This window comes from Dactylosporangium sp. NPDC051541 (assembly GCF_044454505.1).
GTDB lineage: Bacteria > Actinomycetota > Actinomycetes > Mycobacteriales > Micromonosporaceae > Dactylosporangium.
Window position 1 is genome coordinate 180,824 of sequence record NZ_JBITDU010000004.1, and the last position, 26,517, is coordinate 207,340.

The 26,517-nt window shown below is 71.1% G+C and carries 18 protein-coding genes; 10 read left to right on the forward strand and 8 right to left on the reverse strand.

The features are described 5' to 3' along the window. Nucleotides 1-4: 4 nt before the first annotated feature. The gene (locus ACIA8L_RS20455) at nucleotides 5-4,726 is read right to left on the reverse strand and encodes a discoidin domain-containing protein (RefSeq protein ID WP_395906675.1); all 4,722 of its coding nucleotides are present in this window, start codon (nucleotides 4,724-4,726) and stop codon (nucleotides 5-7) included. A 197-nt stretch (nucleotides 4,727-4,923) separates the two neighbouring features. After that, nucleotides 4,924-5,145 (reverse strand): hypothetical protein, encoded by a 222-nt coding sequence (locus tag ACIA8L_RS20460; RefSeq protein WP_395906677.1) that lies wholly within the window; start codon nucleotides 5,143-5,145, stop codon nucleotides 4,924-4,926. Nucleotides 5,146-5,181: 36 nt separating this feature from the next. On the opposite strand from ACIA8L_RS20460, the gene ACIA8L_RS20465 reads away from it, so the two are divergent. Further along, complete coding sequence (locus ACIA8L_RS20465; protein WP_395906679.1) at nucleotides 5,182-6,462, forward strand: hypothetical protein; 1,281 nt, start codon at nucleotides 5,182-5,184, stop codon at nucleotides 6,460-6,462. A gap of 59 nt (nucleotides 6,463-6,521) precedes the next feature. Here ACIA8L_RS20465 and ACIA8L_RS20470 read toward each other — a convergent pair whose 3' ends face one another. Next, a complete protein-coding gene (locus ACIA8L_RS20470; protein ID WP_395906681.1) occupies nucleotides 6,522-10,475 on the reverse strand; it encodes a CHAT domain-containing protein in 3,954 nt (1,317 codons plus the stop codon). Nucleotides 10,476-10,690: 215 nt separating this feature from the next. Here ACIA8L_RS20470 and ACIA8L_RS20475 point away from each other — a divergent pair, with 215 nt between their 5' ends. The 3 genes from ACIA8L_RS20475 (at nucleotide 10,691) to ACIA8L_RS20485 (ending at nucleotide 12,355) form a co-directional block, all read left to right on the forward strand. Continuing rightward, a complete protein-coding gene (locus ACIA8L_RS20475; RefSeq protein ID WP_395906683.1) occupies nucleotides 10,691-10,873 on the forward strand; it encodes a hypothetical protein in 183 nt (60 codons plus the stop codon). Further along, complete coding sequence (locus ACIA8L_RS20480; RefSeq protein WP_395906685.1) at nucleotides 10,870-11,292, forward strand: TIGR03668 family PPOX class F420-dependent oxidoreductase; 423 nt, start codon at nucleotides 10,870-10,872, stop codon at nucleotides 11,290-11,292. Before ACIA8L_RS20475 ends, ACIA8L_RS20480 begins: the two co-directional genes overlap by 4 nt. 142 nt (nucleotides 11,293-11,434) lie before the next feature. Continuing rightward, nucleotides 11,435-12,355, forward strand: coding sequence for a hypothetical protein (locus ACIA8L_RS20485; RefSeq protein ID WP_395906687.1), 921 nt, complete (start codon nucleotides 11,435-11,437; stop codon nucleotides 12,353-12,355). Nucleotides 12,356-12,366: 11 nt separating this feature from the next. Here the strand turns inward: ACIA8L_RS20485 and ACIA8L_RS20490 are convergent, their stop codons facing one another. Together ACIA8L_RS20490 and ACIA8L_RS20495 are read right to left on the reverse strand one after the other, a co-directional pair. After that, nucleotides 12,367-13,773: a glycosyl hydrolase gene (locus ACIA8L_RS20490; RefSeq protein WP_395906689.1), complete on the reverse strand. Its 1,407-nt coding sequence runs from the start codon at nucleotides 13,771-13,773 to the stop codon at nucleotides 12,367-12,369. Then, complete coding sequence (locus ACIA8L_RS20495) at nucleotides 13,766-16,156, reverse strand: glycosyl hydrolase 2 galactose-binding domain-containing protein (protein WP_395906691.1); 2,391 nt, start codon at nucleotides 16,154-16,156, stop codon at nucleotides 13,766-13,768. Before ACIA8L_RS20495 ends, ACIA8L_RS20490 begins: the two co-directional genes overlap by 8 nt. A gap of 136 nt (nucleotides 16,157-16,292) precedes the next feature. Here ACIA8L_RS20495 and ACIA8L_RS20500 point away from each other — a divergent pair, with 136 nt between their 5' ends. The 6 genes from ACIA8L_RS20500 (at nucleotide 16,293) to ACIA8L_RS20525 (ending at nucleotide 23,077) form a co-directional block, all read left to right on the forward strand. Continuing rightward, nucleotides 16,293-17,309, forward strand: a complete 1,017-nt coding sequence (locus tag ACIA8L_RS20500; RefSeq protein WP_395906693.1) for a LacI family DNA-binding transcriptional regulator — start codon at nucleotides 16,293-16,295, stop codon at nucleotides 17,307-17,309. 259 nt (nucleotides 17,310-17,568) lie between these two features. Further along, a complete protein-coding gene (locus ACIA8L_RS20505; protein ID WP_395906695.1) occupies nucleotides 17,569-18,879 on the forward strand; it encodes an ABC transporter substrate-binding protein in 1,311 nt (436 codons plus the stop codon). Nucleotides 18,880-19,327: 448 nt separating this feature from the next. Continuing rightward, a complete protein-coding gene (locus ACIA8L_RS20510) occupies nucleotides 19,328-20,170 on the forward strand; it encodes a carbohydrate ABC transporter permease (RefSeq protein WP_395906698.1) in 843 nt (280 codons plus the stop codon). Next, a complete protein-coding gene (locus ACIA8L_RS20515) occupies nucleotides 20,167-20,982 on the forward strand; it encodes a carbohydrate ABC transporter permease (RefSeq protein ID WP_395906700.1) in 816 nt (271 codons plus the stop codon). The genes ACIA8L_RS20510 and ACIA8L_RS20515 overlap by 4 nt, the downstream gene beginning before the upstream one ends. A gap of 10 nt (nucleotides 20,983-20,992) precedes the next feature. Next, on the forward strand, nucleotides 20,993-22,012 hold the full coding sequence (locus ACIA8L_RS20520; RefSeq protein ID WP_395906702.1) for a LacI family DNA-binding transcriptional regulator: 1,020 nt from the start codon (nucleotides 20,993-20,995) through the stop codon (nucleotides 22,010-22,012). A gap of 33 nt (nucleotides 22,013-22,045) precedes the next feature. Then, a complete protein-coding gene (locus ACIA8L_RS20525; protein ID WP_395906704.1) occupies nucleotides 22,046-23,077 on the forward strand; it encodes a LacI family DNA-binding transcriptional regulator in 1,032 nt (343 codons plus the stop codon). Here ACIA8L_RS20525 and ACIA8L_RS20530 read toward each other — a convergent pair. Genes ACIA8L_RS20530 through ACIA8L_RS20540 form a run of 3 tightly spaced genes read right to left on the reverse strand, consistent with a single transcriptional unit; the run spans nucleotide 23,074 to nucleotide 26,385 of the window. After that, nucleotides 23,074-23,739, reverse strand: coding sequence for an O-methyltransferase (locus ACIA8L_RS20530; RefSeq protein ID WP_395906706.1), 666 nt, complete (start codon nucleotides 23,737-23,739; stop codon nucleotides 23,074-23,076). The genes ACIA8L_RS20525 and ACIA8L_RS20530 overlap by 4 nt on opposite strands. A gap of 22 nt (nucleotides 23,740-23,761) precedes the next feature. Then, nucleotides 23,762-24,790, reverse strand: a complete 1,029-nt coding sequence (locus tag ACIA8L_RS20535; RefSeq protein ID WP_395906708.1) for an ArsR/SmtB family transcription factor — start codon at nucleotides 24,788-24,790, stop codon at nucleotides 23,762-23,764. After that, entirely contained in the window at nucleotides 24,787-26,385 is a 1,599-nt protein-coding gene (locus ACIA8L_RS20540; protein ID WP_395906710.1) for an SMI1/KNR4 family protein, read from the reverse strand. Before ACIA8L_RS20540 ends, ACIA8L_RS20535 begins: the two co-directional genes overlap by 4 nt. Nucleotides 26,386-26,517: the final 132 nt, after the last annotated feature.

Consider the following 26,517-nt stretch of genomic DNA (forward strand, 5'->3'; position numbering starts at 1 on the left):
CCGGTCAGCTACAGCTGATCGCCGGGTACGGCACCTCCGTCTGCGTCGTCACCGGCTGGCCGTTCACGGTGCCCGTGACCTTCACGGTGGCCGCGCCGGCCGGGACCGCCGCCAGGCGGGCCGGGAACGACTGGTACGCGTTCTTGCCCGGGGCCGTCGCCGTGACCGTGCGCGAACCGTACGGGGTGATCAGCTCGATCGTCAGCGGCGCCGTGTCGTTGTTGCGGGCGTCGACGGCGACGTAGGCCTTGCCCGCGATGCACTGCGTGCGGGCCGTCGCCTGCACCTGCCACGCCGGGCCGCCGTCGCCGACGGTGAGGGCCAGGGTGGTCTTCGTGGTGCCGGCCGTGCTGACGTAGTCGGGCAGGACCAGGGTGCCCTGGACCGTGACCCGGCCCGGCTGCCGCACCGAGTTGGGGTCGAAGGCCCACTGGACGCCGATCGCCTGGTTGTCCCGGGAGCCGTCGTTGTAGGAGACCTCGACCTTGTCCGGCAGGTACGGCAGCTCGTTCACGGCCACCGTCTGCTGGAACGTCTCGGCGTTCTGGATCGAGATGCCGCCGGTACCCGTCTCCGCCCGCACATACACGCGTGCCTCGACGATCAGGCCGTAGCCGTCGTTGGTGCCGTAGACGACGAACGGGTCCGCGTTCGGCTCCGCCACCATCGCCGGTGTGATCGTCTGCCACTGCACGCCGACCAGCTCACGCTCACCGCTGGCGTAGACGCCGTCGATCTCGGCCGGCAGTGTCGGCACCTTCCCGACGGTGGTGCGGACCAGGACCGGCTGGCGCACCGAGCTCACCGTCTCGCCGTTGGCCCGCCAGCGCAGTACCCCCGTGCCCGCTCCTGTCCCTTGCACCCCGAAGATCCGGATCCGCAATCGGCTCGTGGTGATGGGTTCGAAGCTGAAATGGTTGTACGAGTTCACATTGAGACCGGTTGCATACGTGGAACCGTTGTTCAAAGTGACCGGGTTCCACGTGGTGCCGTCGGTGGAGGACTCGATGACGTAGGTGCCGGCGTTCGGGCGGCGGGTCCCGCCGTTGTCGTCATACCAATAGATGTCCGTCGACGAGAGCCGCACGGGTGACACCCACTGGTACTGGATCCAGGCCGCCTTGTCGGCGCTGGTGCCGTTCTGGGTCGTGCCCCAGTTGCCCCACCCGTTGCCGGCGCCCGGATTGGAGCCGGCCGGGGTGGTGGCCTCGTTGACCCGCAGCGGGTTCTCCCACGACGCGCTGCCGCTGGTCGTGATCGTCGCCGAGGAGCCGAACTCGGCCGTGACCGCCTTGGCGCTGAGCGTCACCGCGACGGTCGCCTCGGTGCGCTTCTCCCCGTCGTCGGCGACGAGCTTGAACACGTAGTCACCGGCCACGGTCCCGGTCACCCGGGTGGACAGCGCCTTGGCGTCGGCGAAGATGACCCCCGCCCCGGCCGGCTTCGACACGGTCTCCCAGCCGAAGGTGAGCTGCTTGTCGTACGGGATGCCGTCGTCGGTCGCGGTCCCGGTGAGCTTCGTCGACAGGTTGCCGTCGGCCGAGGCGTCGCGGGCGGCGGTGACGACCGGTGCCTGGTTGGACACCGGCGGCACGGCCCGGCCCGAGTCGAACACCTGGATCTCGGCGATCGCGGTGAAGGAGGTCGGGCTGTTCGTGAACGCTATGCGGATCTTGTTCGCGGTGACGGTACCGAAGAGGGCTTCATTGAATTTGGCGGTTGGCAACGCCGGGTTCTTGAACTGGTTCGGCACCTCCTTCCAGCCGCCGCTGCCGTCCGGCACCTGGACCCACCATCGGGCCGGTTCGTGGTAGCCGCCGGCCTGACGGTCGCTGACGAAGGTCACCTTGACGTTGTCGAACGACTTGGCCGCGCCGAGGTCGAGCTCGATGTAGCCGTTCTTGTCGGTGGTGCCGTAGTTGCCCCAGTACGGCTCGTTGGCGGTGTTACCGTCGGTCACCGCGGCCAGGGAGACCGGTTTCTCCAGCTCTTTCGTCGCGCCGGGGGTGTAGTTGGGGGTACTGGTGCTCCAGCCGGGTGTGTGGAACTGCTTCCACGGCGCCGGCCGCGGGCCCTGCTGGGTGGCGGACGAGCTGAGCGTGGCCCCCGTGGCCAGGTTCGGCTTGGCGGAGGTCAGGTCGATGCCGGCGGTCTTGAGGTAGCTCACCACCCGGTCGTCCTGGATCCGCGTGTCGACGGCGGTCGGGAAGCTCGCACCCGTCGCGGCGGTGTAGGTGACCGTCACACCGGCCTCGGCCGTGACCTGGTTGGTGTTCGGGTCGTAGGTGACCCGGCCCGGCTTGTCGAGGGTGAACTTCTTCTGCCCGTTGAGGAACAGGCTGTAGCCGGTACCCAGGCCGTACTTGGTGCCGTCCTTGTCCCATACGACGGTGACGTCCTGGTCGTGGTACCGCACGTTGTCGACCATGAAGTGGTCGTAGCCGAACTGGATCGGCCACAGCTCCAGCTTGTCGTCGGCGCGCGGCTGCAGGCCGGCCATGTCCTCGACGAACACGTAGTTCATGTTGCCGAGCATCACGTGATACGGGTTGTTGCGCTGGTACGTCTTCGTGGTCGCGTTCCAGCCGGAGTAGTACTCGGCCTGGTTGGCCACCCGCGCGTCCCCGCCCGGGTAGATGCTCCACGCCATCCAGTCCAGCAGCCGCTTCGCGTAGGCCGGGGTGACGTACTCCTGCTGCGGGTCGTAGTGGCGCAATGCCGAACGGACGCCGCGGTACTGCACGGTGAAGTTGATGTTCGAGAAGTTGTTGCTGCCGCCGACCCCGTACGCGGCCCGGTCGTACTGGTTCGCGGTGTAGAACGGGAAGATCGGGAAGTTGTCACCGTAGGTCAGGAACCGGTAACCGTCCACATAGGTCTGCCACTGGTCGAACGGGATCAGGTTCTCGGCGTAGATGTCGTAGAGGTTCGACTCCTTCGCCGGGATCAGGTCCCGCGCGCCGGCCGGCAGCGGGTTGGCCCGGCCGTTCGACGTCGCCGCCGACGTGGCCCCGTAGGACGTGCCGGCCAGGAACATCCGGGTGTCCGGGCTCCACATCCGGCCCAGGATCGCCGCCCGGATCGCGTCGGCCGAGGCGTTCATCTGGCTCACCTTGGCCGGGTCGGCCCCGGCGATCTGATACAGCCGGCCGGCGGCGTCGAACGCGCCCCACACGTACGCCGACTCGGGCCGCTCGATCGTGCGGGCCCCCGGCGCGGTGCCGTTCGCCTTCGGGTAGCCGAACGAGATCGCGTCGGCGTCGTTGCCGGGCATGTAGTTGGCGTCGTAGGCGATGAGGTTGTTGTCGTTGCCGTCGTAGTGCTCGAGCTGGCCGGTGCCGTCGCCCTCGAAGTAGCCGGCGAACTTGTTCGCGAGCTCGGGGCCGCCGCCGTGCACGTAGTAGGCCTCGGCGCCGGCGGTGCCGATGTACTGCGAGTAGTGGTTGTTCCAGCTCGTGTGGCCGGGGCTGTCCAGGAACGCCGAGGAGCCGGAGAGCTCTCCGATGTTGAGGATCTGCCCGTACGGCAGGTACGGCGTGCGCAGCCACTTGGTGTCCTGCAGGTGCATCGGCTGGGTCAGCGCGATCGAGTTCTGGTAGAGGTTCGAACCTTCGACCGTTGTCGGGTACTGATAGACGTAACCCGGCGTGTTGGAGTCGAGCGTGTTGTAGCGCTCACCCCACCACCGGTAGACGATGGCCTTCTCCAGGGCCGGGTCGGGCACGTCGATGTACGGCACGTCCTGCGCCCAGCGGCGGTTGAAGTCGGTGATGCCGGTGCGGACCGCGTCGGCCGGTGACAGCCCGGCGTACTGCTGGTAGCCGGCGACCGTCTGCGGCAGCGAGTCCGAGGACACGGCGGCGACCACGGACAGCGACACCGTCTGGCCGGCCGGGACGGTGACGGCGCGGTCGAGGTTGGTGCCGGTGCGGGTGAAGCCGGCCCCGGTGAGCTCGATCCTGACGGTGTTCCAGGGGGTGTCGACGAGCCCGTTGTTGGCGCCGCTGGTGATGACCCGGGTGCCGGTCAGTTCGGCGGTACCGCTCCCGGCCTGGGTCGCCAGCGGGGAGGCGGCCCGCACGGTGAAGGTGGCCGCGGCGGCGCCCGGGTTCGTGAACGTGATGGCGGTGACGGCGACGTTGTCGTAAGTGATGAACTTCGTGGTGTCGGCGGTGACACCCGTCGTGCCGATGGTGTAGCGGTCCTTGGCGTGGCTGGGGGCGTTGAACCGGTTGGCGCTCACCTCGGTGACGGTCTGCCCCGGCACCGTGACGGTGTAGAGGTTGCCCAGGTTGTTGGGGCCGCCGACGAAGGCGCCGCCGGCGAAGCCCATCACGGCGAAGTTGTTGTTGTCGACGCCGCGCATGTAGAGCGAACGACCCCTGGTCTGCAGAATCGGGGTGCCGAGGGTACCGCTGACGCCGAGGATCCGGTCCAGGTAGTAGTCGGTGCCGCCGGCCGCGAGATCCTTGTCGAAGATCGACTGGTGCATGTTGCCGGCCGTGTAGGCCACGCCCGGCTCGAGCTTGGCGGCGACCTCGGCGAGGTTGGTGTAGGTGGGGTCGCCGATCTCCATCGAGTGGTTCTGCCCGTTGGTGTAGACCCCGACGTCGCTCTCGTTGCCGGGCCGCACGGGTCCGGCGGCGTAGGCGGCGGACGGCACACCGACGGCTCCCATCACCACCAGCGCGGCCACCGTGGCCCGCAAGGGCCTCCTGGGATGCATATTGTTTCCTCTCTCAAGTGAACGTTCACATGGAGGAGAAGCCGAAAACCTTTTCGGGAATTCTGATCCGTGATTATAGACGTGTCAACGGTTGATTGCGGGCGATGACGAGCCAGAATGCCGAAAGCTTTTCGGTCAGTGAAGGGCGCAAATGTACGCGACCGCGCGGCCGAAGTGGCGGTGTTCGACGGGGCGGGTCAGGAAGTCGGCGACGGCGAACAGGTCCAAGGCCCGGCCGAGCTCGCGCCAGTCCGCCGGCAGGTCACCGCCGTGAACCCGGCGGTGAAGGCCGCGGTGAAGCCGGGCGGGCGCGGGTCGGTCACCAGGAGTTCATTGTGGTTGCTGTAGCCGCCGGTGAGCACCGACCGGTGGACGATCCGCTCCCCGGGCAGCCACGCTGCGACATCGCGATCACCCACCGCGGAAGCCTAACGACTTTATGGAAAGATGACGGCGTGGCAGAGGCCCTCGACCGGCACGAGGCGCGGCGCCGGCGGGCGCTCGCCGGGGTGTCGGCCCGGCTCCGCGAGGTCGGCATCGAGCCCGCGTTCGGCGCGCTCACCCAGTATTACGACTTCTACGGCAAAGTCCCCGCCAACCTGACCGGCCTCACCGTCGACGAACCGCACGGCACCGGCCGCATGCAGGTCACCGTCGTCACCGCCGAGCGGCTCGTGCCGCCGGGCGAGGGCGGCCTGTCCGCCGACGGGCACGTGTGGACCCGCGACGTCGACATCGAACACGACCTGCCCGACGGCGCCGCGCTCGTCTTCGAGGTGACGCTCCTCGAAGGCCCGGCCGAGGCGTCCGGCGCGATGTGGGCCCCGCGGCGGCTGGTCCGCGAGGAGGAGGCCGTCGTCGACGCGGTCCGACTCTGGCACGGGTACCGGGAGATGCTCCGCGCCACCCCGCCGAAGCCGACCGCGGCCCGCCGCCGATCCGCCCGGGCCCGCCTCGCCACCGCCCGCCGCACCGCCGCCGCCGCGCCCGTGGTCCGCCGCCCCGCCGACGTGCCGCCGCCGCTGCGCGCCCACCTGGACGGCCTGGACGACGCCCGCCTGGCGTTTCACTTCCCGCGCGACCGCAGCGGCAAGTATGTGAAGACCGCCGTCGTGGCCCTGGCCGGCGACGGCCCGGCCCTGAGCCGCCGGGCACCGTGGCTGGCCGCCCGAGCCGACGGCGACGCCCTGGTCGTCCGGGTCGAGGGCCTCATCGGCGCCAACCAGGACCACCGCTGGGACCGCCTGCCGTGGTTGTGGAACAAAGATCAACCCCCGGCGTCGGTACGGTGGCAGCTCGACGACCTCGAACGCGCCCGGGCCGTGGTCGACCTCCTCGACTCCTACGCCGTGGCCGAGGCCCTGACCGGCTGCGGCGTCCACGTCGACGACGACCTGACCGCCCTGCTGCACGGCTACCCGATCGGCTACGGCCTGGCCCGGCACACCGACACGTGGGTGAAGCGCCTCTACGACCAGCTGCAACGCTCCGCCCCGTGGCGCCTGGCGGCCGCGTACGCCGTCCACCAGGAGGAGCGCCGAGCCGTCCGCCGCCCCGACCGCGAGCCGGTCGCGCTGTTCGGCTTGAAGGGCCTCAACCAGCAGTCGAAGCCGATGGTGGCCCTGGACACCCACGACGGCGCTCCCCGCCTGCGCATGATCTGGACCGCCAGCAACACCCGCCTGCCCCGCGAACTCTGGGAATGCCCCGCCGACCTGCACGCCGACCTGACCTGAACGCGCCCAGCCGGCGTACCGCGCGGATCGTCACCGGCGCCGGATCGTCACGGAGCGTTCTACACGCCCATATGCACGAAGAACGCCCATTGAGCCGGGTTGTCGGGGTAAGTGGCTCGCAGGCTCCGCACAGCGTGGTGGAGCGCTTCGGCGCACCGGTCCGGGTGGAAGCGGCCGCGGTCGCAGGCATTCTGGTAGAAGAGCTTGGCCAGCAGCAGGCAGGCCTCGTCGGGCACCGCCCATTGGGTGGCGATCACATGGTCGAATCCGAGCCAGGACAGGGCCTGCGCAAGCCCGATCGCCTCATCGGGCAGTTCGAGGCCGACCGTGGCCGTCTTGCAGGCGTTCAGAAACGCGAAGCCTCCCGGTCGGTCGATCCGGCCGATCAGGTCGGCCATCCGCAGGCGGCCGTCCGTCAGCTCGAGCCCGCCGTCCGCGGGAGCCAGCAGGTCCTGGGTGCCGTGCCCGGCGAAGTGCAACCGGAGGTGCCCGCCGAGCGCCGTCATGACGTCCTGTCTGGTAGGCGCCGACAAGCGGACGGAGCGCTCCGGACCGACACAGCGGATGACGTGGGCGACCTCATCCTCGACCCACTTGAGAGGCTGATCGTCGCCGGCCACATCGACGATCAGCATCCGATCATCACCGGGCTCGCCTGACGTCGCCATCCGGCGTGCCGCGGCGGAGACCGTCGGCACGTACGAGCTGATGACCCGGTCGAGAACGCTGTGTCCGGAGCCGGCCTCCGGCCGCCCGGCCGCATGGACGGGCAGCTGGGTCGCGATCCCGCCGACGCACCAGACCAGCCGCGGCCACGCGGCGCCGGCCTGGGGTGGCCCGGACAGGCCGAGGTGGGACAGGATCGGCTCGGCGATGGCATCCCACACCCACGAGATCGTGGAGGTGATCACGTCGGTCGGCCTGCCGGTGCCAGCCGAGAGATCGCGAACGGTGGCCTCGCGGCCGGCGGTGGCGCTGTCGCGATGCTCGACGTGACCGAGCAGTGCCAGCTGATAGGTGCGCATCCGGACCGTCGCCTCGCCCGCGTCGAGGCCGGAAAGCGGGCAGACCGACACGGCGCCATCACGCACGACGAGGGCGTCACAGCGCAACGCGGACACGTTGAGCACGATCAGGGGCGTGGAGCCGGTCCCGGCCAGCAGTTCGTCGACCGTCGGCACCCGCAGGAAGGACTCGTGGCCCGGCATCGCCCGGACGGAGGCGAGCGTGCCGTCCCACTCCCTGGCGAGCCGATCGTGTTCGTCGGTGCTCAGCACCTCGATGCCCGCGTCGGCCAAGGCGAGGGCCACGCGAAGGCGTTCGAGCCGGTCTGCGACTTCGGGCTGACCGGCCCGCAGGGTTGCGATCGGGCCGGGTGAGCGGAACCGCTCCGACCAGAGCACGGACCGTGCCCGCTCGAACAGCTCCAGCGCACGTCGCTGGTCGCCCGCCTCGATCGCTGCGGCGGTCGCCTCACCTGGCAGGTCGCGGGCCGCTTCGAGCTGTGCCTCCCGTTCGTGACGGGCCAGGCCGTGCCAGGACAGCGTCGGCAGCAGATCGACCGCAGCGGTGTAGGCGGTCACAGCGTCGGCGAAGTTGCCCACGCGCGCAGCGAGGTCGCCGGCCAGCCTGAGCACGTGCAACTGGCCGGCTCCGTTGACGCCGGCCCGGCACGTGGAGTCACGGTACGCGGCGAATGCGGCGACGAGGTCATGCTGATCGCCGAGCCGCCGATAGCGCCGTTCGAGACTCATGCCGAGAGCACCGAACGCCGAGGTCCGTTCGGCGTCGCTCATCCGCGCGATTGACAAGGCTTCGCGAGCGGCGGCGACGGCTTCGTCGAGAGCGTCGTCCGCCGAAAGCAGCCGCAGGCTCAGATTCGTCAGGCATACAGCCCGGGCCGATGAGTCGGCCGAAGCGTTCGCCGCCGCCTCACGCTGCAGCGCCAGCGATCGCTGCCTATCAGCTTCGGAGTCTTCATGCTGCGCTCGCCAACGCAACGCCAGTCCAAGCTGTGACTGCGCGAGCGGACGCCTGGAGTCCAGCGGCGGAAGCAATGCCAGCACGTGCTCGAGGACATCGATCTCCTCGCGCAAGGCGTCCCGGTCGGCGTCGCGTCCGTACCTCAGGTGCAGGACGAGCGCCAGGTTCGACAGCGGCGTGGCCGCGGCGGCCCGGTAGTTTCGAGCCAGTTCAGCACTGTTCCGGAGCAGGGCGATCGACTCATCGAGATCATCGCGCCGCCCGGTGCTCTGATATCGGGCTTTGAGCGCGAGTGCGAGATCGTTGCGGCTGTCGGCATGGCCCAATCGTCCGCGCGGATCGTCGACCACAGTCGTGCGGAGCAACCTGATCGCCTCCGCCAGGATCGCGTGGTCGCCTTCGGCCTCGAATCGGCGGTAGAGGGCGAGCCCGAGCTGCCGGACGCGAGCGGCATGCTCTTCGTCACCGGCAGGGGTCCGGGCGGCCGACTCGGTGAGGTGCTGGACCCCTTCGTGCAGCATCGCGGGCCGGCCATCCGCGCACGCGACCAGCATGCAGCCCAGGTACCCAAGCGCATTCGCCCGATCAACGGCGGTCGCGGCCAGGCCGAGCGCGTGGCGGTACAGCCGGACGGCCTCCACGGCGTCGTGGTCGCGCCCCCACGCACGGTATGCGCGCTCAGCGATGGTGCCCTGGCAGACGAGTGCCTCCTGGCGGTCCCGCTCATCGGCGGCGGCCGTGAACGCCCGCCGGGCGGCGGCCGCGGCCTGTTCAAGGTCGGCCGGATCGCCGAAATGGTCGAATCGCCGGTCCAGGACCATGGCCTGAATCCGTTCGAGCGGCGAGGTATCCGCGCCCGGCACCAGGGCCGCGTGAACGACATCCAGGGCACGGTCCAGGTCCTCGGCCGAACCGATCAGGTCGTACCGCCGGAAGTAGGCGAGCGCCAACTGCGCAAGGACTTTCTGGAAGTTTCCATCGGTGGCAGCAAGCAGCGCGGCGCCGTCCTGCAGTGCGGCAACGGCCAACGGCGCGAGCGCGAGATCGCCGGAGTTGTTGAACGTCCGCAACAAAGCGCTGCCGAGCTCGGCGAACAGCAGGGCCTTGCCGGACTCACGCGGGGTCTGACGGATCAGCTGTAGCGTGTTCTCGGCCCGCTCGGTGCGGCCGGCCGGCAACTCGACGTCCACGAAGCTGCGCAGCGCGAGCGTCAATAGGTTGTCGCTGATCTGAACCCTCGTGAACTGGCCGGGGATGTTCCGGGCCAGGACCTTCTGGTAGAGCGTCACGCCCTCGTCCGCGTCGGCGGCCGATCTCCGTTGCTCGTACCGCATGTGCAGCAGAGCCGGAAGCCGCGCCAGCCACTGCTGCTCGAGCGAGGAACAGCCGTCATCATGAGCCACCGGACGCAGCACATCGATCATCGAGTCGATGGAGGTCTGGTCGAGCTGGAAACGCATCCATGCCACTTTGAGCGCACGTTCAAGATATGGCACGGCATCGGCAGTATGGCGCATGGACTGGGCCGCATCCCACATGACCTCGGCGCACTCCCGCAATGCGGCCGGCTCAGCGGTGTCGTTGTAGGCGTCAAGCAGGACACCGGCCAGCTGACTGCGATATTCGTTCACCCTCGGATGACCGGCGCCCAGCCGGATGCCTTCGCGATACATCTCGATCGAAGCGGTGCGATCGGCCGGCCGATTCGTGGTCTCGAAGCGCGACATGAGGGCAATGGCCAGCTGGAAGAGGTAGCTCGGCAGCTCCGGCGCGCCCGCCGGCAGGATCGACACCGCCGCGTCGAATGCGCGCACCGCGGCGTCGGCGTCGGCCGGATCGTTGCCGACCATCTGCCGGGTGCCCGTCGCCACCCCGAGTTGAAAGTACGCTGAAGGTCGGGCCTCCGCCGGGAGACAATCGATCGCAGCCCTCGCATGCTCGACGGCCTGGTCGATGTCGCGGCGGTCGCCGGTCGACCTGAACAGATCAACGAGACGCCGGCTTTCTCCGAGCAGTTCGTCGCATCTCACGCCAGTGACCCAACCCCCGGCCGCACCGCGAGCAAAGGTGTCAGGAGCCGAAGTCACTCGGGAGGACCGCCCAATCAGCCCATGGGGTCACCATGGACGTCGGCTGTCCCAGGATGTGCCGCACACCGGGCCCTGAACGTGGCGGCGTCGCAGACCACCCGGTGCTGGCCGCGGGGTCGCGTTGGTGCCGGGACGGGCCGGGTATGGATGGCGTCATGGACTTCGGAATCGGGTACTTCCCGACGCACAACGCCACCCCGCCCGGCGCGCTCGCGCGGTTGGTTGAGCAGGGCGGGCCGGCGGCCGGCCGGATGCCGTCGGGTCCCCGCTCCACCGTGGAGCGCGCCCTGGACCGGTGGGAGCACGCCATCGCCGTCTTCGCGGGGGAGGCGACGTGACGTCACTCGACCCGGATGAGGCCCGCCGCCGGTTCGCCGACGCGCGCGTCGCCCACCTCGCCACCGCCACCCCCGACGGCCGCCCCCACGTGGTCCCGATCGTCTTCGCCCTGGACGCCGACACCATCTACCACGGCGTGGACGCCAAACCGAAGCGCCACCCGGCCCTGCGCCGCCTGGCCAACCTCGCCGCCAACCCGAGGGCCGCGGTCCTGGCCGACCACTACGACGACGACTGGTCAGCCCTGTGGTGGGCCCGCGCCGACGGCTCCGCTCGCACCGTCGACCCGGACACCCCGGAGGGCCGCCTGGCTCTGGACCGGCTCCGCACCCGCTACCCGGCCTTCGAACTCCGCGGCGGCCTGATCGCCATCGACGTCTCGACCTGGACCGGCTGGTCCGCGGCCGCCGCCGGATAGGCGGCCGGATCACCGCTTCGGCCACGCCCGCGGCGGCGAGCCCGACGAGGCTCGTCGACCCGACCTCGTATCCGACATGTCCGAAATATCAGTCAGTCGTTGGTCCCTGGTACGGCCACACACGGGACGAGGGGCGACGGCGATGAACGGACTGCGGGCGGCACTGGTCGGCGCCGGGATCGGGCTGCTGGCGGCGCTGCCGGTCGCACCCGCGCCGGCCGTGGCGGCGGACGTCGTCACGCTGGTCGCGACCGTCCCCGGCGCGCACGACATCGGCGCCGACCGCCACGGTACCGTCTATGTCACCGACCCCGCCCGGCACCGCATCGTCGCGGTGAGGGACGGTGCGCCCGCGGTGTTCGCCGAGCAGCTCGCCAGTCCGGCCGGGCTCGCCGTGGACGCCCTGGACAATGTGTACGTCGGCACACAGTACGGCCGGATCCTGCGTTTCACCCCGGACGGCGCCCGCTCGGTCTTCGCCACCGGCAAGAGCCCTGTCCTGACCCTGACCATCGACGCCGCCGGCGATCTCTACTGGGCCGACGCCACCACCGTGTGGAAGGCGACCCCGGCCGGCGAGGTCACCCGCTTCACGACGGCCCCACGCCCGAGCGCGCTCGCCCCCGGGCCGGCCGGCTCGCTCTTCGTGGCCACCGGCACCCAGGTTGTGCGGATCGCCCCGGACGGCACCCGGACCCAGGTCGCGACCAGCCCGGCCCGGGCCCTGGCGGCCGACGGCGACCTGTTCCTCAGCGACGGCTGCACGGTCCGCCGCTACCCGACCGGCCCGGTCCCGCCGATCTGCGCCGCCGCCCTGGCCGCCGCCGGCGGCGCCCTGTACTACGCCGACGCCAAGACCGGCACCATCGGCCGCGTCGACCCGCCCGCCGCACGCGCGCCGGTCACCGCGTCCAGCGGACCGGCGGCCGCGGCTCCGGTGCGGGCGGCGGGCGAGGACCGCGGCAGCGGCGGCGGGGCGTGGGTCGCCGCCGGGCTGCTCGCCGGGGTCGCCCTCCTCGCGGCCGCGGGCGGCACGATCGCGCACCGCCGCCCGGGCCGCTGAGCGGACCCCCGTTACGGCAGCACCCAGCTCTGGTTCGTCTGGCCGTTGCAGGTCCAGATCTGGATCTGGGTACTGTCGGCGCTGCTCTGCCCGGTCACGTCGAGGCACTTGCCGGTGTCCGGGTTGACCAGCGTCGCTCCGGTGCGCGCCCACCGCTGGTGACCGTTGCCGTTGCAGTCCCACAACTGCACCTTGGTGCCGTTGGCGTTGACACCTCCGGCCACGTCGGCGCACTTGCCGAGCGCGCGCAGGGTCCCGTCGGCACCGACCGTCCAGGACTGAGCAGGAGAGCCGTTGCAGGTGTACAGCTGGATCCTGGTCCCGTTCGCGACGGCCGCGGCCGCCACGTCGAGGCACTTCCCGCCCAGGCCCGTGACGGGTCCGACGCCGCCGGGGGTGGTGCCGCCGCCGAAGTGGATGTCACCGCGGTGCAGGACGCGGGGGTCGTAGTAGGTGCGTTTGACGGCGGCGTCGGTGTTCCAGGCCGGGTCGGTGAGCCAGCCGATCCAGACGCTGAAGAACGTCCACCGCGGCTGCGCCGTGATCGTCTCCGGCGTCGGAACGCTGCCCACTTCGGACAGGGCGATCGGCTTGCCGCCGGCGATCCCGAGCATGGCGTTGTACCAGGCCTGTGTCGGCTGCTGGTTCACCCACGCGTCGAGGGTGGCCACGTCCACATAGGACGCGCCCGGCCAGTAGTCGGCGACGTGGCTCTCGCCGCCGGCCACGTCCTTGAGGTTCCAGACCCAGACGAGGTTGCTGAGCCCTTTCGTGCCGGCGAGATAGTCGTGCGTGATCTGGTACAGCTTCCGGCTGCCGTTTGCCCCCGGCCGCCCGCCCCACCAGGACCAGCCCTCGTTCATCTCGTGCTGGGGCCGGAACAGCACCGGAATGCCGCTGTTCCTCAGGTCCTGCAGGTACGGTACCGCCTCGTCCAGGCGCCGCTTGAACGCGGTGTTCAGCGCGGTGCCGTCGGTGACGAGCTCGCTCCACTGGCTGTCGCTGAGCGTGCTCTCGATGGCCCCGGTGCCGTAGTCCCAGTGGCAGGACGGCCCGACCGTCGGCGGGCACATGTGCCACACCAGGGCCGGGATGGTGCCGGCCGCCCACACCGCCTTGGCCTGGGCGACGACGGTGGGCCGGGCGTTGATGTCGGCCTGCTCGAAGGCGAAGTCACCGGCCCACTCCCCCGGATACACGCCGGTGATGTCGTGCACCTTCTGCTGCCAGGTGTTCGGGGCCGAGCTCGGGCCGTCCTGCTGCCCGGCGATGATCGAGTGTCCGGTGATGGACCGCAGGTAGTTGACGACGTCGGCGGCGGTGGCGGTGCCGCTCGGCGTGGGGGCCGCACTGGCGGGCGCGGCGGTGGAGGCGAGCGCGGCGAACAGGATCGCCGCGCCGGCCACGGTCTTACGCATGGGGACTCCTTTCGTTGACGCAACGGAGCACGGGATGCGACAGCAGAGCGCCGGGCCGCAGTGGCACGTCGCTGTGGACGGTGAACACGACGGACTCCCCGGGCAGGAGCGTGACCAGCTGGTCGTCCACCGTGGCCGAGGGGTGGAGGCGGTCCGGGAACAGGGCCAGCTCCCGCAGGATCGTGCGCGCGGTGATGTGGACCTCGTGGCCGCCGGGGACGTCGGTGACGTGGGCGTCGAACTCGGCCGGCGGAAACGGGACCCGCGGGTCCTCGGCGAAGAACCGCAGGTCGCGGTGGCCGTCGAAGGTCGCCTCCAGGACCTGCGCGGGTGAGCCCCGCAACGGCACGCCGGAGACGGCGACGGCGCGGGGAGCGGCGGTCAGCGGCAGTTCGGCGCGGTCCACCACGGAGCCGTCCAGGTTGCGCAGGGTCAGGGTGAGGGTGGCGGTCCAAGGCTCGGCGGTGTCGTTGACGACCGCGATCCCGTCCTCGTGGAACGTCAGCAGGCGCGGGGCGTAGGCGCGGCGCAGGGCGTACCACAGCGGTTTGCACCGGCGGCCGCCGTCGACGGCGGCCCAGGACGTCACCGGCCAGCAGTCGTTGAGCTGCCAGACGACCGTGCCCATGCAGTACGGCATCAAAGCGCGGAAGCGCCGGACGCCGAACGCCATCGCGCGGGCCTGGTTGAGCTGGGTCCAGTAGTGCCAGTCGTCGAACGTCGACGGCCGCGGCAGGTGGTCGCCGAGGCCGGTCAGCAGCTTCCGGTTGCCGTCGGCCGCCTTCTGGTGGTGGCGCACGCCCGGCGAGTCGGGTGTCAGCGGGTCGTCGCTCACCGCGGCGCGCAGGGTCGCGTAGGTCGGCGGGCCCTGGAAGCCGAACTCGGCCACGAACCGCGGCGTGTAGTCGGCGTAGTGCGTGTAGTCGGCGCTGCCCCACACGGTCCAGATGTGCACGGTTCCGGTCGACGGGTCGTGGACGTCGCCGTCGGGGGTGCCCGAGTAGGGGGTGCCGGGCCAGTACGGGCGGCCCGGGTCGAGCTCGGCGACCAGCCGCGGCAGCAGGTCGTGGTAGTAGCCGGCGCCCCACGTGCGGCCGTCGAGCTCGGCGGGCCAGCCCCAGTGCTGGTGGCCCTCGACGTTCTCGTTGTTGCCGCACCACAGGACCAGGCTCGGATGGCCCATGAGCCGGGCGATGTTGTCCCGCGCCTCGGCCTCGACCTCGGCCGGGAACGGCCCCTCCTCCGGGTACGCCGCGCACGCGAACGGGAAGTCCTGCCACACCAGCAGGCCGAGCTCGTCGGCGAGGTCGTAGAAGGCGTCGGACTCGTACACGCCGCCACCCCACACCCGCAGCGCGTTCGCCCCCGCGCCGACCGCCTGACCGAAGCGTTCGCGCAGCTCGGCCGGGCCGGTCCGGGCCGGGAACGGGTCGTCGGGGATCCAGTTGAAGCCGCGCACGAACACCGGCTCACCGTTGACGATCAGCCGGAACGCGTCCGGGTCCAGCTCCACGCGGCGCAGCCCGACCCGGCCCGACCACGTGTCGTCGGCGGCGGTGACGGCCAGGTCGTAGAGGTGCTGCTCGCCGTGCCCGCGCGGCCACCACAGCCGCGGCTCGGGCACGTCGACGCGCAGGGTGATCTCGTCCCGCTCGGCGGCGGCCTTGCCCTCGACGCACACGTCGCCGACGGTGACCGAGACTTCGACCGGGACCGCCGCGGGCGACGCTCGCTCCACCACCACCGTGACGTCGACGCCGTCGGGTCGCGAGCTCGGCCGCACCTCGGCGATGCGGGCCCCGGACCACGAGTGCAGCCCGATCGGGCGCCAGATCCCGGCGGTGACCAGGGTCGGCCCCCAGTCCCACCCGAAGTTGCAGGCCATCTTGCGGATGAACGGATACGGCTCGTCGTACGGCCCGGGCCGGTCGCCGAGCCGCCGGACCTGCTCCTCCGCGTACTCGTACGGGGCGACGAAGGCGATGGCCAGCTCGTTCACCCCCGCACGAAGGTGCTCACGGACGTCGAAACGGTAGCGGCGGTGCATGTTGGCCGTCGATCCGACTCGATGCCCATTGACCTCGACCACAGCGACCGTGTCGAGGCCGTCGCACACCAGGTCGACCCGCTCGGACCCGTCGTCCTGCCAGTCGAAGCGCGTCGTGTACTGCCAGTGCGTGCGCCCGATCCAGCCGAGCTCGAGCTCGTGGTCGTCCACGTACGGGTCGGGGATGAGGCCGGCGGCGAGCAGGTCGGTGTGCACGCTGCCGGGCACCGTGGCCGGGATGACGTCCAGGCGCGGCGGGCGGACCCAGCGCGGGTGGTCACCGGACGTGGTGCCGGTCGCACTCATGGTCCAGCCTTCGTGCAGCGTGCGGTACATCTGCGGCCCCTGATTTGTGCTTGTGAACCGAGTAAGTACGCTCAACGTAGCCAGACCCCTCCCGGGTGTCAATGGCGTGGTAGCGACAACGGGGCGGCTTGGCAGTAGCATCTCCTGAACCGAGAAAGGGGCCGAGGTGAAGCGACCGACCATCGCCGACATCGCCCGCGAGGCCGGGGTCTCGAAGGGCGCGGTGTCCTACGCGCTCAACGGCCGCCCGGGCGTCTCACCGGCCACCCGGGACCGCATCCTCGAGGTGGCCGGCCGGCTCAACTTCCACGCCGACAGCAACGCCCGTGCCCTGGCCGGAGCCCAGGCCCGGGTCGTCGGCCTGACCCTGCAGCGACCGCCGAGCACGCTCGGTGTCGAGCCGTTCTTCATGGAGCTGATCAGCGGCCTGGAGCTGGAGCTGTCCCGGCACTCCTACGCGCTGCTGCTGCAGCTGGCGGCCGGCCGCGACGAGGAGCTGGCCCTCTACCGGCGCTGGCACAGCGAGGCCCGGGTCGACGGCGTGCTGGTCTGCGACGTGCGCACCGGTGACCCGCGGGTGGCGGCCCTGGAGGAGCTGGGGCTGCCGGCGATCGTGATCGGGCCGCCGGGGGCCAGCGGGGCGCTGCCGAGCGTGTGGTCGGACGACGCGCAGTCGATGGTGGAGGCGGTGGAGTACCTGGCCGCGCTCGGGCATCGGCGCATCGCCCGGGTCGGCGGCATCGCGGAGTTCGCGCACACCGCGATCCGCACCGAGGCGTTCACCGGGGTCTGCGCCCGGCTGGGGTTGGCCACCGGGGTCACGGTCGCGGCCGACTACACCGGCGAGTCCGGGGCCCGGGCCACCCGGCGGCTGCTGGCCGGCGCCGAGCGGCCGACGGCGATCATCTACGACAACGACATCATGGCGGTGGCCGGGCTGACGGTCGCTCGGGAGCTCGGGGTGGTGGTGCCCGCGCAGCTGTCCATCATCGCCTGGGACGACTCGCCCGTCTGCCGCCTGCTGCACCCGCCGCTGACCGCCCTGAGCCGGGACATCGGCGCACACGGGGTCCGGGCCGCGCACCTGCTGCTGGCCGCGATCGCCGGTCGGCCCGTCACCAGCACTGAGGGCGAGCCCGCCCACCTGAGCCCCAGAGGCAGCACCGCCCGCCTGATCCCATAGGCCCCTTCCCCGGACGCGGACGCGGACGCGGACGGGGACGGGGACCCGTCCCCGACCCTGACTGAGACTCGAACCCCGACCGGACCTGGACCCGGGGACTCGCTTTACCCCGCCGGTGAGCGGGGCTTTTGTCGTGACCGAGATAGCGCTTTTGCGCTGATATAACGGTTTAGTAAAGCCCCTTTACCGACGGCCGGGGGCGGTGCCAAGCTGCGTCCGCTTCACTAAAACGCTTTAGGCCGAATGGAGCACACCCCACATGTTCAGACGTTCATTCGTCGCCGTGCTGGCCGCCACCGCCCTCGCCGTGGCCGCGTGCGGCGGTTCGAGCAAGTCCGGTTCGTCGGAGGAGGCCACGTCACCGGCCGACCCCGCGGCCGTCTCCGGCGACATCACCGTGCTGACCAACCGCACCGACCTGGTCACCGACGGGACCATGCAGCGCTACGCCGACCAGTTCAAGCAGCTGTACCCGAAGGTGAACGTCAAGTTCGAGGGCGTCACCGACTACGAGGGCGAAGTGAAGATCCGGATGAACACCGAGAACTACGGTGACGTCCTGCTCATCCCCAACACGGTGTCCACAGAGGACTATCCGAAGTTCTTCGCACCGCTCGGCGCCGCGACCGACCTGGCGAACAAGTACAGCTTCACCGACAAGGCCAAGGTCGGCGACAAGGTGTACGGGGTCGCCGGCTTCGCGTACGTCAACGGCTTCGTCTACAACAAGGACGTCTGGGCCCAGGCCGGCCAGTCGAAGTGGCCGACGACGCCGGAGGAGTTCCTGGCCGCGCTGCAGGCGATCAAGTCGAAGACCGGCGCGACGCCGTACTACACCAACTACCACGACGGCTGGCCGCTGAGCTCCTGGTCCAGCGTCATCGGCTCGGTGAGCTGCGACCCGAAGGCCAACGACAAGCTACCGGCCACCGACCCGTGGGCGGCCGGCAGCGACTTCAACGTCGGCGACACCCTGCTCTACGACATCGTGAAGAACAAGCTCGCCGAGGCCGACCCGACCACCACCAACTGGGAGGACTCGAAGGGCGCGCTGGCCAACGGCAAGATCGCGACGATGTGGCTCGGCTCGTGGGCGATCGCGCAGATGCAGGACGCGGCGAAGAAGGCCGGCAAGAGCCCGGACAGCATCGGCTACCTGCCGTTCCCGAAGCAGGTCGGCGGGAAGTTCTGCTCGGTCGTGGCCCCCGACTACCAGTACGCGATCAACAGCCACTCGAAGCACAAGGCGGCCGCCCGGGCCTGGTTCGACTGGTTCATCGACAAGTCCGACGCGGCCGCGGTGAACCAGGCCGTCTCCGCGGTCAAGGGCGCCCCGCTACCGCCCGCGCTGCAGCCGTTCACCGCGGCCGGCGTGCAGTTCATCGAGCTGGCCCAGGCCGAGGCGGCGAAGCTGACGAAGATCGACAACGCGTCCGAGGTCGGCATCAGCAAGCCCGACTACCGCCAGAAGATCGTCGACACGGCCCGCGGCGCAGCGCCCGGCGACCTGCAGGGCATCTTCACCGACCTGTCCAAACGCTGGACCGAGGCCGCCAAAACAATCGGCTGACATATAGCGCTTTGAACGATATGTCGGGCACTTCGTACCGCGACATATCCGCATTTATCGCCTGTCAGGCGAAAAGTCCGAAAAGTCGCGGCGCGGAGCGCCCGACTTTTCGTGATCCGCACGGAGTGCCGAGAGAGTCGCGGAGCGCGTCAACAGTCGGGGCGTCAACAACGTGGGCCGCGTAAAAGGCGAGCGACGAGCGCAGCGCAAACGAACAGCGCGGCGCAAACGGAGGGGCGACTTTATCGGACCTGCGCGGGGTCCACGGAAAGAGACGCGGCACCGAGCTCCGGCTCTTTGAAGCCCCGCGCGGAGTGCACGGAGAAAGTCGCGGCGCGGAGTGCGTGGAGAAGGACGCGGCGTGGAGTGTTCGAAGGATTGAGATCGGCGGGTCGGCCACCCTGGCGCCGGCCCGCCCGGATTCAGGAGGTGTCCGATCAGAAAAGCCATGCCCTGGCTGTATCTGCTGCCCGCGCTCGCATTGCTCGTGGTGTTCACCTACGTGCCGGTCGCGAGCATGGTCGGCTACAGCTTCACGGACTGGGACGGGCTGACCGATCCGGCGTTCGTGGGCGCGGACAACTACGTCGAGTTGTTCACGCGGCCGGAATTGTTCCAGGTGTTCTTCGTCAGTCTGTATTATCTCGCCGCGGCGGCCGTGCAGATCGGCCTGGCCCTCTACTTCGCGTTCATGCTCAGTTTCAAGCTGCGGCTGCGCAACCTGTTCAAGGGGATTCTGTTCTTCCCGTACCTCATCAACGGTGTCGCCGTGTCGTTCGTTTTCCTGTACTTCTTCCGCCCGCACGGCACGCTCGACTCGGTCCTCGCCCTCTTCGGCGCACACCCCGACAAACTCTGGCTCGGCGACCCCGACCTCGTCAACTGGTCCCTGTCGGGGGTGTCGGTGTGGCGGTTCACGGGTCTGACGTTCGTGTTGTTCCTCGGCGCGATCCAAGCTATCCCCGGCGAACTCTATGAGGCGGCGGAGCTCGACGGGGCCGGGCGCTGGGAGATCTTCCGGCACATCGTGGCCCCCGGCATCCGCCCGATCATCAGCCTGAGCGTGATCCTGGCCGTGTCCGGGTCCCTCGCCGTGTTCGAGATCCCGTTCGTGATGACGGGCGGTGCGGGCGAGAGCAAGACGTTCGTGATTCAGACGGTCAAGCTGGCGTTCCAGTTCGGCAAGACGGGGCTCGCGTCGGCCGCGGCGGTCGTGTTGCTGCTCGTCGTGCTGCTGGTCACGTGGGTCCAGCGGTGGCTCGTCCCGGATGAGAGGACCGATCTGGTGTGAGGGCACAGATCATGCGGTACACCATGCTGATCCTGGCTTCTGTCGTTGTTCTCCTGCCCCTCGTCACCGTATTTCTGACGTCGCTGAAGACGCCGGCGGAGATGGCCGGCGGGGACACGCTGGCGCTGCCGCACAACTGGTTCAATTTCCAGAATTACGTCACCGCGTTCAACTCCGGCAACATGCTGACGGGGTTCCTCAACACGGGCATCATTCTGCTGGTTTCCGTCGGGGGTACGGTCCTGGCCGGCACCCTGGCCGCCTACGCGCTCGACCGGTTCCGCTTCCGGTTCAAGCGCGTCGTCGTCGCCGCGTTCCTGGTCGCGACGCTCGTGCCGGGGGTGACGACGCAGGTGGCGACGTTCCGGGTCGTCGACTCGCTGGGGCTGTTCGACTCGCGGTGGGCGCCGATCCTGCTGTACATGGGCACCGACATCGTCGCCATCTACATCTTCATGCAGTTCATGCGGGGCATCCCGGTCTCGCTCGACGAGGCCGCCCGCCTCGACGGGGCGTCCACGTTCAAGATCTACCGGTCGGTCATCCTGCCGCTGCTCAAGCCCGCGATCGCGACGGTCGTCATCATCAAGGGCATCTTCGTGTACAACGACTTCTACATCCCGTTCCTGTACATGCCGTCGGAGGGGCTCGGCACGATCTCCACGTCGCTGTTCCGGTTCAAGGGGCCGTTCGGGGCGCACTGGGAGACGATCTCGGCCGGGGCCGTCCTCGTCATCCTGCCCACCCTTATCCTGTTCCTGCTGCTGCAACGCTTCATCTACAACGGCTTCACGTCCGGAGCCACCAAGTGATCGGACCGGGGTGCTGGTGAAACGGCCGACGATCAGCGACATCGCCGAGGCCGCGGGTGTCTCGATCGGCGCGGTGTCGTTCGCGCTCAACGACCGGCCCGGCGTGTCCGCGCGGACCCGCGAGCGGATCCGGGCCATCGCCGACGAGCTGGGCTGGCAGCCCAACGCCGCCGCCCGCAACCTGTCGGCGGCCCGGGCCGAGGCGGTCGGCCTGGTCATCGCCCGTGACGCGGCGACGCTGGGCGTGGAGCCGTTCTACATGAAGTTCATCGCCGGCCTGGAGACCGAGCTGTCGGCGACCGGCACCGCCCTGGTCCTGCAGGTCGTCGGCGGCCACGAGCGGGCGATCGAGGCGCTGCGCACGCTGTGGGCGGGCCGGCGCATCGACGCGACCATCCTGACCGACCTGTGGGTCGACGACATGCGGGTGGCCGCGCTCAGCCGGCTGGGGCTGCCCGGCGTGCTGGTCGGGCACCCGTCGGTCCGGCCGCCCGGCGCCACCATCCCCGCCGTGTGGAGCGACGACGCGGCCGCGCTGAGCGAGGCGGTCGGCTACCTGGCCGGCATCGGGCACCGGCGCATCGCCCGGGTCGGCGGCCTCGTGTCGCTTTCACACACCCGCATCCGCACCGCGGCGTTCCGGGCCGCGGCCGACCGGCACGGCCTGGCCGCGGCCGAGGTCGTCGACACCGACTACACGTGGGAGGCCGGGGCCTGGGCCACCGAGCGGCTGCTGACCGCGGCCGACCCGCCGACGGCGGTCCTGTTCGACAACGACATCATGGCCACGGCCGGCCTGCACGTGGCCCGCAAGCTGGGCGTCGACGTGCCCGGCCGGCTGTCGATCGTGGCCGGCGACGACTCCCAGCTGTGCGAGATGGCCTTCCCCGCCCTGAGCGCCCTGGCCCGCGACATCCACGCCTACGGCGCGCACGCGGCCCGGATGCTCTTAAGCGGTTCAGCCGAGGACTTCCAGGACGCCACACCGCGTCTGCTGCTGCGCGACAGCATCGCGCCGCCGCCGCACTGAACCGGTTACGCTCGTCCGGTTAAGCTCTGGTGCATGGCGGGCCGGCGACCGACGATGAGCGACATCGCGCGCCGCGTCGGCGTGTCCCGCGTCGCCGTCTCCTACGCTCTCAACGACCGCCCCGGCGTCTCCGCCGACCTGCGCGAGCGGGTCCGCGAGGTCGCCGCGGAGCTGGGCTTCACCGCCAACCGGGCCGCGGTCGCCCTGCACGGCGCGGCCGCCGACGTGATCGGCCTGGCCCTGCGCCGCACGTCGGCCGAGCTGCGCGGCGAGGTGTTCCGCCGGCAGTTCATCGCCGGGCTGCAGATGGAGCTCTACGCCCGCGGCTTCGGCCTGGCCCTGCAGTTCGCCGAGCACCCCGACGACGAGATCGCCCTCTACCGCCGCTGGCACGCCGAGCGGCGCGTCGACGGCGTCATCCTCTGCGACCTGCGCGTCGAGGACCCCCGGCGGCCGTTCCTGCGGGAGCTGGGCCTGCCCGCGGTGGTCGCCGGCGGCGCGGGCGAGCTGCCCGGCCTGGCCAACCTGTCGACCGACGAGCGGGCCGGCGCCACGAAGATCACCGGCCTGCTGTCGGCGCTGGGCCACCGGCGCATCGCCCGGGTGAGCGGCCCGGCCGGCCTCGCGCACACCGCGGCCCGCACCGAGGCGCTGCGGGCCCTGCCGGCCGTGCCGTTCGTGACGGTGGAGGCCGACTACACGGGCGAGGCCGCCGCCCAGGCCACCCGCCGGCTGCTGAGCGGGCGGGACCGGCCGACGGCGATCATCTACGACAACGACCTCATGGCCCTGGCCGGGCTGGGCGTGGCCGCCGAGATGCACGTCGCGATCCCCGGTGACGTGTCGATCGTGGCGTGGGAGGACTCCCCCCTGTGCCAGCTCGTCCACCCGGCGCTCACGGTCCTGCAGCGCAACATCACCGACTACGGGATGCGCACCGCCCGCCTGCTCTTCGAGCTCCTCGACGGCCGCCCGCCCCGCAGCGTCCGCTACGGCAACGCGACCCTGGTGGTGCGGGACAGCACCGGCCCGGCCCCGGTCACCGCCGGTCGCCGGGCCTCCTAGCGCACGATGGCCAGGATGAACCCGTCGTAGCCGCGGCCGCCGACGGTCTGGACCGCGGTCGCGTCGACGTCGGTGCGGGCCGCGAGGACGTCGACGAGGTGGCGTACCCCCACCGAGGCATCGTCGGTGCCGTGCAGCACCTGGCCCTGGCGGACCACGTTGTCGACGACGATGACCGTCCCGGGCCGGCCGAGGCGCACCGCGTAGTCCAGGTAGACGGCGTTGGAGGCCTTGTCGGCGTCGATGAACACGAAGTCGAACGGCTCCGGGCCCTCCTCCAGGAGCGCCCGCAGCCCGGTGGCGGCCGGCCCGACCCGGATGTCGACGCGGTCGCCGACACCGGCCCGGTCGAGGTTGGCCCGGGCGACCTCGGCGTGGTGCGGGTCGAGCTCGAAGGTGACCAGGTGGCCGGTGATCGCCCTGGCCATCCACGCGGCGCTGTAGCCGCCGAGCGTGCCGACCTCCAGGACCCGGCGGGCGCCGGCCGCCCGGGCCAGCAGCGCGAGGAGCTTGCCCTGCAGCGGGGAGACGCTGATCGGCGGGAGCCCGGCGGCCAGGCCGGCCTCCTCGACGGCGGCGAGGTCGGCGTCGCGGGTGAGCAGTCCGGCGGTGAAGTAGTCGTCGAGGGCCTGCCACGTGCCCTCGGTCGTGTCGATCGTCATGCGGTGGACGCTAAAGGCGCGCTCACTGCGGATGGAATTGATTCGCCGCTACCGAATCGAACAGCTCCAGCAGCGTGTGACCGGCCGGCTCCAGGCCGTAGAAGACGCGGCGGCCGACGCGCCGCCGGTGCAGTACCCCCGCCGCGTGCAACGCTGTCAGCTGCTCCGACACGGTGCTGGCGGGCAGCCCCAGGCCGGCCACGAGCCCGGAGGTCGTCGCCGGGACCGTCAGCGCGCGCAGCACCTGGGCCCGCCGCTCCCCGAGCATCAGCCCCAGCCGGTCGGTTGCCGGCGCCCGGTCGGGGCCGGGGGCGAGCACGGCCGCGCCCCGGCACTGGTACGTCAGCCGCAGCACCTCCGGATTGTCGGTCGAGCAGGCCACCTTGCGGTCGGCGAAGAGGGCGGGCACGAGCAGCAGGCGGCGGCCGGCGGTACCCATGAAGGACTCTTTGGTCTTCGGCAGGCTCAGCACCGGCGGCTCCCACCGCGCCACCCCGGCCAGCCCGCCGAGCAGCGTCGCCGCCCCGCCGGTCGCGATCGCCCGGGCCCGCAGCTGCACCTCCTCGTCGAGCGCCCCGGCCATCCGCGGCCAGACCCCGAGCATCGCCTCGTCCCAGAACGCCGCCAGGTCATCGGCGAGCGCCGCAAAGGCGACGACCGGATTTCGCTGGTACTCCCACAGCCACTCCGGCACCGCATCGGGATGGTGCACGGCCAGCTGCGCGTCGACCGTCTCGGCCGGCGTCCGCCGGAGCAGCTCCAGCTCCTCTCCCAGCTCCGGCGCCGGCCCGGCCGCCATCGGGTGGAACAGGTCCGGTGTCCGCTGCCGGGCCCGCACGTCGAGGAGCCGCCCGTACACCCGCAGCGGCGCGTCCGGCGACCGCGCCGCCAGCACGCCCCGCGCCCGCTCCGCCCACTGCGTGTAGGGCCACGGCACGGCCCCGCCCCCGTAGCGGTGCAGCAGCTCGAGGGCCCCGATGAGCTCGGTGATCGGGCTGATCGCGATCCGCGCCGCGGCGAGGGTCGCGGTGCTCAGCTCGATCCGGATCACGGCCGCCCCCGCCGAACCGTCCGGTATGTGTCCCGGACCCCGCCCGGGCGCAGCCCACGCTGCCAGTCGCCGAGCGCGGCGACACCACCCCGCCCGCCCATCCGCGCCCCCGCCAGCCGCGCCGGCTCCCACCCGCTGGCGAACAGCTCCCGCCACTGCCCGGCGTTGAGCGTGAGGACCCGCAGCGCCGGGAACGCGGCCACCGCGGCGACGTCACCGACCACCGCGTCGGCCAGGTCGAGCGCGACCAGATCGGGCCGCCCCGCGAGCGCCGCGACGCGCACCGGCTCGCGGTTGCCGGCCAGCCGCACATACCGCAGGGTCGCCGCGTCGGCCAGCCGCTCCGGCTCGAAGTGCCCGGCGGTCACATCGACCTGCTCGACCGGCAGGCCGGGCGCGAGGCGCAGATCCACGTACGCGGCCGGCGACCGGACGTCGAGAACCTTGATCGTCCGCAGCCGCGGCAGTCCGGCCAGGTCGGCGAGGCGCACCCGATCCACCCGCCGGAGGTGCGCGAACTGCACCGCGCCCGGGTCGGTCATCGCGGCGACGAGCGCGGCCGGGTCGGCGTCGCCGAGGTCCGCGTACCACCGGTGCTCGGGGGCGCTGGGCCACTCCGGTGTCCAGTCCCCGGCCGCCGCCCGCATGGACGCGAGGTTGTCCCGGATGAGCTGCCGCACCGACGCGGCCACATACACGACGGGGCCGTACACGTCCCGGCCGTAGGCGATCACCTGCCCGGCGGCGCCGGCGGGCCCGGGATCGAGGTCGAGGGCGGCGTAGTTCAGGCCGTGGTCCGGCGCGAACGTCACCCACCAGTCGCTGCGGGACACTCGCCGCACGTGCCCGGCCGGGTCGGTCTCGTAGACGACGGGGGTGTCGGTGAAGAGCCCGTCGTCCCAGCCGTAGGAGCCCGGGCTCTGCTGGTGATACCAGGCGACGACCTGCTCGAGGGGCGCCGGGTGCCAGCATCCGAGCAGCCCGTGCTCGGCGTCGTCGTCGCCGATGGTGCGGTACAGCGCCCGGACGTCCTCCGGCAGCCGGAACCCGAGCCGCTCCTCGGCCGCGCGGATCTCGCCCTCGGAGCGGCCGGGTGCGAACCGCGGCGGCACCCCCCGCCGGCGGGTGTGCTCGGCCGCGAACTCGGCCACGAGATCCCGCAGGTCGGCGAGGACGGCCGCGTCGGTGGGCCGGTCGTCGAGCGCGGCACCGGCGGGCCGGGGCATACCGGGCCGCGGATGGCCGGGGAACCGATAGTCCTCGTCGAGCACGACGACGGACTCGAGCCCGAACTGCCCGCCGCCGTCGCCACCGGCGAAGCAGCTGACCGCGTAGTCGCCGCCCGGCGATCCGGTGAGCTCCACGGCGAGCCGCCCGCCGGCCCCGGCGAGCACCCGCAGCCGCTCCAGGCCCCCGTCCAGGTCGGGGCCGCCCGGCGCGCCCCACCGGCCGATGCGCGCGGCGTCGCCGGCCGTGTCGTAGGTGCGGCTCTGGTGACCGTGCGCGATCAGCGACACCTCCATCGAGCCGGGCTGGGTGAGGCCGGCGGCGAACGCGGCCCCGACCTGATGCATCACCGACTCGATCTCGTCCACTGCCCGCGATTCTGCCACCACTCGGCGACCCCGGCCCGGGCCTGCCCACCCGCGCCGGGCCCGTCTCATCCGGAAGTCGCAGACGCAAGACCCGTCTCCGGCCGGAGGTGGCGCGGTCGCCGGATGGTTACC